At 68.9% G+C, this 12376-nt stretch carries 11 protein-coding genes; 6 read left to right on the top strand and 5 right to left on the bottom strand.

Features of this window, described 5'->3' with window-relative positions; all coding sequences use genetic code 11:
• The first annotated feature begins 117 nt into the window (after window positions 1–117).
• Window positions 118–1461, top strand: a complete 1344-nt coding sequence (locus LDQ05_RS06405) for a wax ester/triacylglycerol synthase domain-containing protein (RefSeq protein WP_226436061.1) — start codon at window positions 118–120, stop codon at window positions 1459–1461.
• A 10-nt stretch (window positions 1462–1471) separates the two neighbouring features.
• Here LDQ05_RS06405 and LDQ05_RS06400 read toward each other — a convergent pair whose 3' ends face one another.
• From LDQ05_RS06400 to LDQ05_RS06385, 4 genes are read right to left on the bottom strand one after another with little or no spacing between them, the layout of a single operon-like run.
• Window positions 1472–2311 carry an energy-coupling factor transporter transmembrane component T family protein gene (locus LDQ05_RS06400; RefSeq protein ID WP_226436060.1) on the bottom strand — a complete coding sequence of 280 codons (840 nt, stop codon included), beginning with the start codon at window positions 2309–2311 and terminating at the stop codon, window positions 1472–1474.
• On the bottom strand, window positions 2311–4056 hold the full coding sequence (locus LDQ05_RS06395; RefSeq protein WP_226436059.1) for an ABC transporter ATP-binding protein: 1746 nt from the start codon (window positions 4054–4056) through the stop codon (window positions 2311–2313). The genes LDQ05_RS06400 and LDQ05_RS06395 overlap by 1 nt, the downstream gene beginning before the upstream one ends.
• The gene (locus LDQ05_RS06390; RefSeq protein WP_226436058.1) at window positions 4053–4967 is read right to left on the bottom strand and encodes a DUF8171 family membrane protein; all 915 of its coding nucleotides are present in this window, start codon (window positions 4965–4967) and stop codon (window positions 4053–4055) included. Before LDQ05_RS06390 ends, LDQ05_RS06395 begins: the two co-directional genes overlap by 4 nt.
• Window positions 4968–5017: 50 nt before the next feature.
• Window positions 5018–6577 (bottom strand): HAD-IA family hydrolase, encoded by a 1560-nt coding sequence (locus LDQ05_RS06385; RefSeq protein ID WP_226436057.1) that lies wholly within the window; start codon window positions 6575–6577, stop codon window positions 5018–5020.
• A gap of 244 nt (window positions 6578–6821) precedes the next feature.
• On the opposite strand from LDQ05_RS06385, the gene LDQ05_RS06380 reads away from it, so the two are divergent.
• Together LDQ05_RS06380 and LDQ05_RS06375 are read left to right on the top strand one after the other, a co-directional pair.
• Window positions 6822–7841, top strand: coding sequence for a LacI family DNA-binding transcriptional regulator (locus LDQ05_RS06380; protein WP_226436056.1), 1020 nt, complete (start codon window positions 6822–6824; stop codon window positions 7839–7841).
• A 119-nt stretch (window positions 7842–7960) separates the two neighbouring features.
• Window positions 7961–8812, top strand: a complete 852-nt coding sequence (locus tag LDQ05_RS06375) for an SDR family oxidoreductase (RefSeq protein WP_226436110.1) — start codon at window positions 7961–7963, stop codon at window positions 8810–8812.
• A 15-nt stretch (window positions 8813–8827) separates the two neighbouring features.
• Here LDQ05_RS06375 and LDQ05_RS06370 read toward each other — a convergent pair whose 3' ends face one another.
• Entirely contained in the window at window positions 8828–9007 is a 180-nt protein-coding gene (locus LDQ05_RS06370; RefSeq protein WP_226436055.1) for a hypothetical protein, read from the bottom strand.
• Window positions 9008–9104: 97 nt separating this feature from the next.
• Between LDQ05_RS06370 and LDQ05_RS06365 the strand changes: the two genes are divergently transcribed.
• The 3 genes from LDQ05_RS06365 to lpdA all read left to right on the top strand — a co-directional run bounded on the left by LDQ05_RS06365 (window position 9105) and on the right by lpdA (window position 12278).
• Entirely contained in the window at window positions 9105–9980 is an 876-nt protein-coding gene (locus LDQ05_RS06365; protein WP_372461043.1) for an ATP-binding cassette domain-containing protein, read from the top strand.
• A complete protein-coding gene (locus LDQ05_RS06360) occupies window positions 9977–10795 on the top strand; it encodes an ABC transporter permease (protein WP_226436054.1) in 819 nt (272 codons plus the stop codon). Before LDQ05_RS06365 ends, LDQ05_RS06360 begins: the two co-directional genes overlap by 4 nt.
• A 79-nt stretch (window positions 10796–10874) precedes the next feature.
• Entirely contained in the window at window positions 10875–12278 is a 1404-nt protein-coding gene (gene lpdA / locus LDQ05_RS06355; RefSeq protein WP_226436053.1) for a dihydrolipoyl dehydrogenase, read from the top strand.
• Window positions 12279–12376 lie beyond the last annotated feature (98 nt).

Here is a 12376-nt window from a genome sequence, read left to right as displayed (position 1 = left end):
ATCCGAACCGCGACGGTCCCAGACGTGCCGCTCCGAGCGGACGTGCCACTCGCTCGAACGAGGAGGACGAACGGTACAGTCGCTCGCCCATGTCGGTGGGTCCGTACCCTGGGGCCCGTGCAGCTCACTCCCGCCGACGCGCGCATGTACTGGCTCGCCGGACGCATCCGCAGCGACCAGTTCCTGCTGTACTGCTTCGACACGTCCACGAACGACGACGCCGCGCTGCGTGACGGCATCCGCGGCCGGGTCGAGCGGATCGGTGACCTGCGCTCCGCGGTCCGCGATGTGCCGGGCCACCTCGACCACCCGTACTGGGTGCCGCGCGCGTGGAGCGACGACCTCGTCGTCGTGCACCGGCTGAGCGACCGGTCCTGGCCGGGGCTACAGGAGGCGCTCGGCAGCGTCGTCGGTACGCCGCTCGATGCCCGCGAGTCCACCTGGCGGTTGCACTGCTACCCGCGTGTGCAGGGTGCGCCGGGATGTCGGGGTGACGCGCTCGTCGTCGTGCTCCAGGTGTCGCACGCGTTCGCGGACGGGCGCCGTGCCTCCGCGCTTGCCCGGGAGTTGTTCTCCCCGGTGGTTCCCGACGTGTCGCCGCCGCCTCCGGAACCGCCTCCGGCGTCGCTCGCGACGGTGCGGGCGGTGCTGCGTTTCCCGGGGCGCTTCCGGGAGACGACCCGGGCGGGCCGTCGGGCCGCGCACGTGAACCGCATTCTCGACGAGGCCGTGTCGGCCGGTGAGGTGCCCCCTGCCGCAACGGGTTTCGTGCTCTCCGCCGTCAACGTTCCGCCCGGCCCGGTGCGGGAGGTCCGGTCGGTCGTGCGTCCTGCCCGCATGTTCCGGGCAGGTGGGGTCACCGTCACGGTCGCCGCGCTGACAGTGGTCTCCGTCGCGTTGCCGCGACTGCTCGCATCGCTCGGCGGCACCGCACCGGCCCGGCTCGGCGCGGAGGTCACGATAGCGGTGGACGCCGCCGGTGCCCGCAACGGATACCGCAACGCCGGGGTCGACCTGTTCGTCACCGAACCGGACCTGCGGGTGCGGGCCGACCGTATCGCCGTCGAACTCGCTGCGCGACGGGCCCGGCTGTCGCACCTGCTGTCGGCACGCCGCGACGAGGTGGAAGACCACGTTCCCGCCCCGCTCGCGAAGTTCGGCGTGGACCGCAGCGACCTCGACGTCGTTCCCGCCACGGTCACGGGCAACACCGTGGTCACCAGCGTCGCGAGGGGTCGGGGTGACCTCGAACTCCTCGGTGGCCCCGCGGTGTTCAGTTCGGGATTCCCCGGACTGTCGCCGGTGATGGGGCTGACACACGGTGTCTACGGGCTGGGGGACGCCGTGTCGATCGGGATCTGCGCGAGCCCTCGCGCTGTCCCGGACGTCGACGCGTACGCATCGATGCTCGGCGATGCGCTCGACGAGGTCGCGTCGGCGCTCGGGTCGGCATCGGCGTGACCGAGCGGACTCACAGCTGCAGATCTCCCCGGTGGAGGGGCCAGAGATGGCCGGCGTAGAAGGCCAGCGCGGTGAGGGCGAGGGTGCCGGCGAGAACGGCCAGATCCCGCGTGGTGATCCGCAGGTAGGCGAGCCGGATCTCGCGGCCCCGCGGATCGACCGTCGCGTAGGTGAATCCGCGGGTCTCGAGTGCTTCCACGGTGGTCCGCACGGATTGCGCGGTGTTGAGGAAGAGCGGATAGAAGGACAGCACCACCATTCTCGTCCAGTGGACGAGGGTCCGGATGCCCAGCGGGCCGGACTTGGCGGGCGGTGCCGAGCGCAGCCGGTAGTTGTCGAAGACGGTGTTGAACTCCTCGACGAGGATCGGCAGCATGCGGTACCCGTAGCTGACGGCGAACGCCAGCAGCGGGGGAGCCTTCAGCGCCAGCAGTGCATCGGAGAGTTTCTCCGGGTCGAGGGAGACGAACGCCGCCATCGACGCCAGGGAGATCGCGCCGAGTTTGAGGGTGTACTCGACCAGGGCGAGAACCGTTTCGAGGTTCCCGCCGAAAAGATATGCGGCGAGGATGATGTACACGGTCTCGGTGATCAGACCGAACACGAACAGTGCCAGCAGCAGCGGTCCGACGCGGGCGAGAATCACGGCGGCGGCGCCCATCGCGAAGAAGATCGCGAGGACGGTGAGGTTGTGGGTGAACCACGGGGCGACCGCGAGGATCAGATACCAGCCCAGCACCGCCCGGGGATCCATCCTGGCGAAGAAGCCGCCGCGGGTCGCGTACGCCGCGCGAATGAGTTCGAGTTTGACCCATTCGACGCTGAGAACGTCGCGTTGCTTGCGTGCCATCAGTGGGCTCCCTGGGTGAGAAGGGGACGGACCGAGGTCGCGGACGGGTGGAAGCGGTCGACGAACTCCGCGACGTTCAGTGGTGCGGGGTGCATCCCGACGGCGCGTCCGAGTTCGGTGATCTGCGGCGGGACCAGGTTGGCGTCCGCGAGCAGATCGGGCCGGTCGAACAGTTCGCGGGGCCGGATGTCGGCGCTGACCGTGCCCCGGCTCAGCACGATGACACGGTCGGCCCATTCGGCGACCAGCGTCATGTCGTGGGTGGCGACGACGGAGGCGGCGATGGTGTCGGACAGTTCGTCGAGCATCGCGATCACGGCATCGCGGCTCGCGATGTCCAGGGATGCGGTGGGTTCGTCGAGGAGCAGCAGGGTCGGGCGCATGGCGAGGCCGATGGCGAGCGTCGCGCGGCGCTGCTGCCCTCCGGACAGGGAGCGGCCGTCCCGGTCGGCGAGCTCGGTGAGACGAACCTTGTCCAGGGTTCGCTCGACGAGCTCGGGCCAACCCCGGATCTTCCGTTCGCGGGGGAACAGGGCGACGTCGGAGCGGATGGATTCGCGCAGGAACATCTGGCGGGGTTCCTGCCACAGGTAGGCGACGTGGTCGGACAGCCGGGAGGCGGAGCGCGAGCGGGTGTCGATGCCGTCGACGATCACCTCCCCCTCGCGGGGAACCATGATTCCTGCGAGGAGCTTCAACAGCGTGGTCTTGCCGGATCCGTTGCCGCCGACCAGCGCGATCCGGTCACCGCGCCGGATGGTCAGGTCCAGTCCGTCGATCACGGTCTGCAGCTCGGATTCGACGGTGCGGTACGAGTGGTGGACATCGTGGACGCGGGCCACGGTGTCGGCCTCGGTGCCGGAGATCCGGACGACCGGGTCCCGCTGCGGGGTGACTGCGGGGTCGGTGCCGGTGTTCGGTGCCGGGCCGAGGAGTTCGGCCGCGGCTGCGACGGTGCGGGGTGCATCGGGGTATCCGAGGGCCTGGGTGGCCCGGATGATCTGGGGTGCCGGAATGCCGTGCTCGGCGAGTTGCGCGGTGCGGTTGACCGCGTCCTGGACCGGAAGGTGCCACACCGGGCAGCCGTGATCGACGAGCACGACCGATCGGGCGAACCGGGCGATGAACTCGGCGTGATGCTCGATGGTGACGACGGTGATGCCGTGCTGGCGGTTGAGCAGTTCGAGACGCTGGTAGATCTCCAGTGCGCGAGCGGGATCCAGTTCGGCGACGGGTTCGTCGACGACGATGATCTCGGGGCGCATCGCGAGCACCGAGGCCAACGCGGTCAGGTGTGCCTGACCACCGGAGAGCTGCCAGATGTAGCGATCGGCGAGGTCGGTGATACGCAGCATCTCCATCGCTTCGGCGGTGCGTTCGGCATGGTCCGCGAACCCGAAATTGATGGGGCTGAAGGATATCTCGTCGCGCACGGTGGGTCGCACCAGCTGGTTGGTGAAGTCCTGGTAGACGTAGCCGACCCGGCTGGAGAGTTCGGCGACGGTACTGGAGTAGGTGTCGATCCCGCAGACCTCGGCGGTGCCCGAGAACTCGCCGGCCCAGTAGTGGGGGACGAGCCCGTTGAAGGTCTTGCACAGGGTGGTCTTCGCGGATCCGTTGCCGCCGACGACGGCCACGAAGTCGCCGCGCTCGATGCTCAGGTTCACGTTGCGCAGTGTGTCGTGCGAGGCACCGGGGTAGCGGAACGAGACGTCCCGCAGGTGGATCACCGGGTCGCCGGTCATGATCGCGGCTCCGCATCGGTGGATCGGCTGCGGCGCTGCGAGGCGCGGAAGAACACGACGGCGAGAGCGAGGACGACCACGAGTGCGGCGACGGACACCCACAGGAAGCCGTTGCCGAAGTCGTCGAGGAATCCGGGTTCGAACGTGCCGATGTTCAGGTCCCACGCCTCGAGGAAGGCGAAGAAGAACGAGGCGACGGACATGAGCACGGCAGCGCCGACGAACAGGCCGGAGTCGGGAGCGCGTCCGGGGATCGGTTCGCCCGGGATGCGCGGGCGCATCCCCAGCAGGGGTTCGATGCGGCCGTGGAGAGCGGGAACGAGCCACATGGCCGGGAGCGCACCGAACAGCACACCGGAGATGATCAGGTCGGTACCGAACCCGATTCCTTCGAGCAGCAGCATCGACTCGGGCAGGCCCTCGACGAACTCGGCGTCCTCGACTCCGATCCAGACCTTGCTCAGATCCACCACGGCGGAGAGCACCTTGTCGATGGTGACCAGGAGAATCGCCCCGAGCGCGATCTGGGCCCGGTTGCGCGGATTGCGGATCACGGATCCGGCGATGTAGATCGCCAGGAACATCTGGATGTAGCCCTCGACCTCGGCGAGGCCGGAGAAGTCACCCATGAGCAGGTCGGTGAAGACGATCTCGCCGAGGGGCGCGCCGAGCGCCACCCAGAAGGGGCTGAGCAGCGCCGCGAGCGTCAGCGGGATGAACACGAAGTAGGCGATGGAGATCTCGACGGGGCCGAGCGTGACGTCGGGGATGATCTCGAGCAGGATGTTGGACAGCCCGAACATCGCCATCGACAGCACGAAGATCATGAGCTTCTGTGGTGGGGCCAGGTCGAATCGGTCGAGGCCGCTCGGGCCGCGCAGTTCCCCGGCGCGCTGGTATTCGGTGGACATGGGTGCTCCCGTTCCGGTCGAGGGATGGGTGGTGCTCGGAGGTGTGTCGATCAGAGGTGGGGGTCGATCAGATCCAGCAGGTCACCGGGTTCGGTGACGATCGCGGTGGCCACGCCCTCGTCGAGTGCGTGCTGCAGGTCGGGGTCGTCGGTGCTGCCGCCGCGCACGAGGATCCGGTGTGCGATGCCGCATGCGGCTGCGCCGGCGGCGTCGTTGTCGGGTTTGTCGCCGAGGAACCAGGTGCGTGCCGGATCGGCGTCGGCGATCGCGAGCGCGGCCCGGATGATGCCCGGGTCGGGTTTGCGGGTACCGAATTCGTCGGAGGCGACCACCGCGGTCACGAACTCGTCCAGGCCGTGCGCCGCCAGCTGTTCGCGGACCGAATCACCGGAGACCGTGTTGGAGACCACGACCACGCGATGGTGGTGGGTGGTGCACCAGCGGAGCAGGTCGTCGACGCCCTGTCGCATCCGTCGGCGTGATTTCGCCGATCCCCACGCGGCCATCAGCGCGGTGGCTTCCGACCGCAGGAGCGCCACGGTGCGGGCGGACTGCTCTGCCCCACCGAACCGGGCCCAGAAGGTCACGGGGTCGATCTCCTCGTGGCCGTTCTGTTCCGCTTTGCGACGCCGGTTCCCGTCGATCGCCTGCCGAAGGATCTGTTCGGCGACCTCGGTGGGGGAGTGCGTGCCGACGCCGGGACCGATCAGGTCGGCGAGGATACCGAGGAACGCGGCGCGGGCATCGGGGTCGGGTTCGGCGAGGGAGATCACCCCACCGTGGTCGATGAGCAGCGCGGCACCCGATCGTGCCGGTGCCCGTCGGGAACCGGTGGCGCCGGTGGTGGTGTCGGAAGCCCTGTCGAGGAGCACGCACAGCTCTTCGGGGGTGTCCAGGACGGCATCGGCCCGATCGTGCACGGCGAACGGCGGCGTGTCGGTGTGGTGGCAGCGGGTCACGATGGCCGCGCCGATCCCCGAGCGTCGGGCCGCCACGACGTCGCGGTCCTGGGTGTCGCCGACGTACCAGCAGTCGTGCACGTCCGCTCCCAGCGCATCGGCGGCGAGGATCAGCATGTCCGGGTGGGGTTTCCGGATGCCGACCTCGTCGGAGTAGATCTGCACACCGAAGGCGTCGGCGAGGTCGTGCTCGGCCAGGATGTCCCGGTGCGAGGCACCCGAATGGGCGTTGGACACGATGCCCAGCGGGATCTGCCGTTCCTGACACCGGGTCAGGAACTCGCGTATCCCGGGGCGGAGGTGATGATCGGAGATCAGCCGATTCTGGGCGCGCACGAGTTCCCGGGCGTGCGTGGCGAGCAGTTCCCGGGGGCCTTCGGGGAGATCGGAGACCATGAAGTCGGTGATGACCTCGCGATGTGTCAGTTCGCGGGGTTCGCGCATCCGGCTCGACGCGTTCTTCCAGAGCTTCAACGCCGTCAAACCCGCCTCGACGCTCGCGACGAGGCGTTCCTGCTCGAGGTCGAAGCCCGCGTCGGTCAGCAGCCGCCGGTACAGGCGGGCCAGTTCGTGTCGTCCGCCCGGTCGCTTGGACGTCTCGAAGACGACACCTCCGAAGTCCAGCAGGACCGCCCGGGGCCGGTGGCGCAATGCCGACGATGTCGCAACTGAATCATCAACTGCCGCAGGGAGAATTCGGGTCATGCGGGAGCGGGCCTTCCGGGGTTCGGGTGTTCGGTGGGCACGACGGTAGGGGGTGTTTCCGAAGCGGACGTGTCGCGCGGGTGAACGGCTGGAACGTTCCAGTTGTGTATTCGGGAGCGTTCCAGCCGATCCGCGGACCGGCTTCCCGCCGTACCCGGAACGGACACCGAGCCGTGGTAGAAGAAATGACGTGCCTTCCGATACGGGATCTCCCCGACCGACGATCATCGACATCGCGCGTGTCGCAGGCGTGTCGAAATCGCTGGTGTCCCTCGCACTCTCCGGGAAGCCGGGGGTCAGCGACGCGTCACGCGGCCGCATCCTGAAGGTCGCCGACGAACTCGGGTACACCTCGAACACCTGGGCACGCTCGCTCGTCCGCGGCCGGAGTCAACTGATCGGCGTCGTGACCACCGACGTCGGCAGCGCCTACAACGCGGACGTCGTCACCGGCATCGAGGACGAGGTGGCGGACTCCGGCTACGGGGTGCTCCTGGCGCACGGCCGCCGGGACCCCGACCAGCTCTGCATCGGGATCGAGCGCATGGTGCAGTTGGGTGTCGACGGGCTGATCGTCGTCTCCTCCCGGGTACCGCGTGCACAGTTGGACACGGCCGCACGCACCCGACCGGTGATCGTGGTGGGACGCCCCGACGACCCCGGTGACCTCGTCGACCTCGTCCGCAACGACGACGAGTACGGTGGCCGTCTCGCGGTGGATCATCTCGTGGAAGGCGGCCGCACCCGCATCGGGTTCGTCGAGACATCGGCGCGCGCGGCCGTCCGCGCCCGAGGGCTGGCCTACGACCGTGCGATGGCCGATCTCGGATCGGACCACCGGTGGCGGATCGCCGGGTCCGCACGGCACGACGCGACCTTCGCGCGCAGGGTCGTCGACACGCTGCTCGACGAACCGCCGGCGCGTCGTCCCGAGGCATTGTTCGTCGCCACCGACGAGACGGCCGTCGCGATCCTGGGCGCCGCGCTGGACGCGGGGCTACGCGTCCCCGACGATCTCGCGCTCGTCGGCTACAACAATTCGGCCCTTGCCGCCGCGATACGGCCCACCCTGACCAGCATCGATCAGCCGCGCAACCTGATGGGTCGGCTCGCGGTCACCATGCTGCGCGAACGGTGGTCGGCGCGTTCCCGGCAGCGGATCGAGGTCATGACCCCGCACCTGGTGGCCCGCGCCTCGTCGGGAAGGTGATCCCGGCGCGCCGGTGGGTACCGCGCGCGACCGGGCTCGGCGATCGCTCGGTGGGGCCGAACGCGTCGTCGCGGCCGGCCGGTAGCGTGCCTGCACAACTACGCGACGAGGGGATGGCAATGGGTGTGTACGCGGTGACCGGTGCGGCTTCCGGGATGGGCAAGGCGAGCGCGGATCGGCTGAGGGAAGCCGGTCACACCGTGATCGGGATCGACCTGTCGGAAGGTGACGTCGTCGCGGACCTGTCGACGACGGACGGTCGTGCCGTCGCGATCGCGGAGACGCTCGAGAGGGCAGCGGGGCATCTCGACGGCGCTGTCCTGGCCGCCGGACTCGGCCCGGGGCCGGGCCGGGAACGCGTCATCGCCGAGGTCAACTTCTGCGGTGTCGTCGAACTGCTCGAGGGGTGGCGGGCCGCGCTCGCCGCGGCCGGCAACAGCAAGGTCGTGGTGTTCGGGTCGAACTCGACGACCACTGTCCCGGCCGCCCCGATGTCGGCGGTGAGGGCGTTCCTCGCCGGTGATCCGGAGAAGGCGGTCGAGAAGGCGTCCCGGATCAAGGCGGCCGGCCCCACGTTCACCTATGCCGCCTCGAAGCTCGCAGTGACGCACTGGGTGCGCCGCACCGCGGTCACGCCGGAGTGGGCAGGGGCAGGGATCCGCCTCAACGTGATCGCGCCGGGAGCCATCGAGACACCGCTGCTGACTGCGCAACTCGACAGCCCGGAAGGCGGTCGGGTACGGAACTTCCCGGTGCCGATCGGTGGCTTCGGCCGCCCGGAGCACATCGGTGCGTGGGTCGAGTTCATGCTGTCGCCGGCTGCTGATTTCCTCTGTGGATCCGTCATCGTCGTCGACGGCGGCACCGAGCCCTACTTCCGCGACGGCGACTGGCCGCGCCCGGTGTCGATTCGGAAGGTTCCGGCGTACCTGATGGCGATGCGTCGATTCGGCAGAGCACAGAAGCGGTAGCGCGCTGCCCGACCATCACGTCCGTTTCCGGTCGAGGCGGGTCCGGTCCCGGGGTGCGACGGCGGGGGCGATGCCGAACAGCATCGCGTCGAGCCCCGCGGTGAACGCGACGTCGTTGTCGAGCGGTGCTGCGGCGCCCGAACCGTCTCCGGTGAACAGGGCCGTCAGATGCGGATAGTCGCCGTGCGCGAGCATCGCGGACAGATGTGCGGCGCCGCCGCCGCTGTCCGAAACCGAAGGCCTGACGCGGCGGTACGGTGAGCGCACCGTCGTCGACGGCGTCGATCTCGCGGTGCCGGAGGGGGCCGTCCACGCGCTTCTCGGGCCGAACGGGTCGGGCAAGACGACCACCGTGCGCATGCTCGCGACCCTGCTGCGTCCGACTCGCGGGCACGCCCGCATCCTCGGCCACGACACCGTCGCCGAGGCGGACCGGGTGCGTCGGCGCATCGGGCTGGTCGGCCAGTTCCACGCGATCGACCCGCAGCTCACCGGATTCGAGAACCTGACGATGTTCGCGCGGCTGAACGGTATGAGCCGCAGGGCCGCCCGCGACCACGCCCGAGAACTGCTCGACCGCTTCGGTCTCGCCGACGCGGCAGACCGCCTCGCGGGCGCCTACTCGGGTGGCATGCGCCGCCGGCTCGACCTGCTCGCCGGCACCGTCGTGCGACCCGCGGTGCTGTTCCTCGACGAACCGACCACCGGTCTCGACCCGCGCAGCCGGAACGAGATCTACCGGCACGTCGAAGATTTCGTGAGGGAAGGTACAGCCGTCGTGCTCACCACCCAGTACCTCGACGAAGCCGAACGGCTCGCCGACACGATCACCATCCTCGACGAGGGGTGCACGGTCGTCACCGACACGCCCGAGCGGATCACGTCGGCGATCGGCGTCGGACTCGACGTGGTGGTTGCGTCCGAACATCGCGACCGCACCCGTAACATCCTTGCCGAGATCGGTGCGCGCGAAATGGAAGTGTCGGAAACGCAAGACGATTCACTCAGGATCTCGGTCGCGATGGACGAGGACCCCGAACTGCTGCCGATCCTGCGCGCACTCGACGCCGAGGGAATCGACGTCCACGACATCGGCCGTCGCCGCGCGAGCCTCGACGAGGCCTTCCTCGCGCTCACCGGCCGCCCCACCGAGAGGACCGGCGCATGACCTCCACGACCGCGACCACGGCCTCACGGGTGGTGTTCGGCCGCACCGTCGCGATGTACCGGCACGCGCCCGGCCTGCTCGCCTTCACACTCGCCGCTCCGCTCGGCATGGTGCTGCTGTTCGGTTACGTCTTCGGCGGCACGCTGGCCGGAGATGCCGACCCGTCGGTCTACCGTTCGTATCTCATGCCGGGTGTCTTCGTTCTCGTCGCCGCGATGGGCCTGATCGCGACGGCGAGCACCGCGAACGCGGACCTGCACAGCGGGTTGACGGACCGGTTCCGCGCCCTGCCGATATCCCGGGCGGCGGTGCCGACGGGGCTGGCGGTCGCCGAGACCGCGATGGGGATCGTCGCGCTCGTCGTGATGATGGGCGTCGGGTATCTCGTGGGGTGGCGGATCGATGCTCCCGCGTCCGATGTGGTCCTCGCCGTGGTGTTGCTGTTCGCGTTCCGTCTCGCGCTGGGCTGGCTCGGGATCCTGCTGGGGCTGGTGGTCGCCGACGAGCGCATGTTGCAGCAGGCGGCACCGATGATCTTCGGCCTGATCATGTTCTCGAACGTGTTCACGCCCACCGAGGCGATGCCTGCCGTCGTGCGGGCCGTCGCGGAGTGGAATCCCGTGAGTGCGGTCGTGGCGGCGCTGCGGGAACTGTTCGGCCCGGGCGGCGGGGTCGCCGCGGATGCGGCCGGTGTCACTGCCGCGGATACCGCGTTGCCGATGCAGCACCCGGTGGCCGCGGCGTTCGGGTGGGTCGCGGTGATCCTCGTCGTGACCGTTCCGGTGGCGGTGCGCCGGTACGGAGCGCAGCGATGACCGCCCGAGACGTCGACTACCGGCGGGTAACCGGACCATCGGCAGACGCCGGACTCCGGCGGGACTACCCTGTGTATCCGTGACCTCACACTATGACGTCGTTGTCCTCGGAGCCGGTCCCGGTGGGTACGTCGCTGCTATCCGCGCGGCACAATTGGGATTGAGCACCGCCATCATCGAGCAGAAGTACTGGGGTGGTGTGTGCCTGAACGTGGGCTGCATCCCTTCGAAGGCTCTCCTCCGCAATGCCGAGCTTGCGCACATCTTCACCAAAGAGGCCAAGCAGTTCGGGATCTCGGGGCAGGCGTCCTTCGACTTCGGTGCCGCCTTCGACCGCAGCCGCAAGGTGGCCGACGGTCGCGTCAAGGGCGTGCACTTCCTCATGAAGAAGAACAAGATCACCGAGTACGACGGTAAGGGCTCGTTCGTCGATGCCAAGACCATCGACGTGGCGCTCACCCAGGGTGGCACGGAACGGGTGACCTTCGACAACGTCATCATCGCGACCGGCTCGGTCACCAAGCTGCTGCCCGGTACGCAACTCAGCGCGAACGTCGTCACCTACGAGGAGCAGATCCTCACCCGCGATCTGCCGGGCTCGATCGTGATCGTGGGCGCAGGCGCCATCGGTATGGAGTTCGGCTACGTCCTGAAGAACTACGGCGTGGACGTCACGATTGTCGAGTTCCTCGACCGCGCCCTGCCCAACGAGGACGCCGACGTCTCCAAGGAGATCGCCAAGGCGTACAAGAAGCTCGGCGTCACCATCAAGACCGGTGCCGCCGTGCAGAAGATCACCGACAACGGCGGCAACGTCACCGTCGAGATCAAGGACAACAAGTCCGGTGCGGTCGAGACGCTGACCGTCGACAAGGTGCTCCAGTCGGTCGGCTTCGCGCCGCGCGTCGAGGGCTACGGACTCGAGAACACCGGTGTGCAGCTGACCGACCGCGGTGCCATCGCCATCGACGAGCGCATGCGCACCAACGTGCCGGGCGTCTACGCGATCGGTGACGTCACCGCCAAGCTGCAGCTCGCGCACGTCGCCGAGGCACAGGCCGTCGTCGCGGCCGAGACCATCGGCAACGCCGAGACGCTCGAGCTGGGCGACTACCGCATGATGCCGCGCGCCACGTTCTGCCAGCCGCAGGTCGCCTCGTTCGGTCTGACAGAGGAGCAGGCCAAGGCCGAAGGCTACGACGTGAAGGTCGCGACCTTCCCGTTCACCGCCAACGGCAAGGCCCACGGTCTGGGTGATCCGACCGGGTTCGTCAAGCTCATCGCCGACAGGACGCACGGTGAGTTGCTCGGTGGTCACCTCATCGGACCCGACGTCTCGGAGTTGCTGCCCGAGCTGACCCTGGCCCAGAAGTGGGATCTGACGGTCAACGAGCTGGCCCGCAACGTGCACACGCATCCGACGCTGTCGGAGGCGCTGCAGGAGGCGATCCACGGCCTTGCCGGCCACATGATCAACTTCTGACGGGGAAGACCCGTCGGGCCCGAAGCGACAACCACCGGGTCCGGCTCATCCTCCGCGCGGGTGGATCCCCGCTCGGATGTACCGGCTCAGCCCGCGAC

It is taken from the genome of Rhodococcus yananensis, assembly GCF_020515525.1.
Classification (GTDB): domain Bacteria; phylum Actinomycetota; class Actinomycetes; order Mycobacteriales; family Mycobacteriaceae; genus Rhodococcus; species Rhodococcus yananensis.
The sequence above is the reverse complement of the archived record's forward strand: the minus strand, read 5'-3'. Positions and strand labels throughout refer to the sequence as shown.

What these genes read in the sequence shown, in the direction of transcription:
- LDQ05_RS06400 (WP_226436060.1), bottom strand. Translation starts at nt 2,311, where the DNA reads ATGGCACGCAAGCAACGCGACGTTCTCAGCGTCGAATGGGTCAAACTC.
- LDQ05_RS06395 (WP_226436059.1), bottom strand. Translation starts at nt 4,056, where the DNA reads ATGACCGGCGACCCGGTGATCCACCTGCGGGACGTCTCGTTCCGCTAC.
- LDQ05_RS06390 (WP_226436058.1), bottom strand. Translation starts at nt 4,967, where the DNA reads ATGTCCACCGAATACCAGCGCGCCGGGGAACTGCGCGGCCCGAGCGGC.
- LDQ05_RS06375 (WP_226436110.1), top strand. Translation starts at nt 7,961, where the DNA reads ATGGGTGTGTACGCGGTGACCGGTGCGGCTTCCGGGATGGGCAAGGCG.
- LDQ05_RS06370 (WP_226436055.1), bottom strand. Translation starts at nt 9,007, where the DNA reads ATGCTCGCGCACGGCGACTATCCGCATCTGACGGCCCTGTTCACCGGA.
- LDQ05_RS06360 (WP_226436054.1), top strand. Translation starts at nt 9,977, where the DNA reads ATGACCTCCACGACCGCGACCACGGCCTCACGGGTGGTGTTCGGCCGC.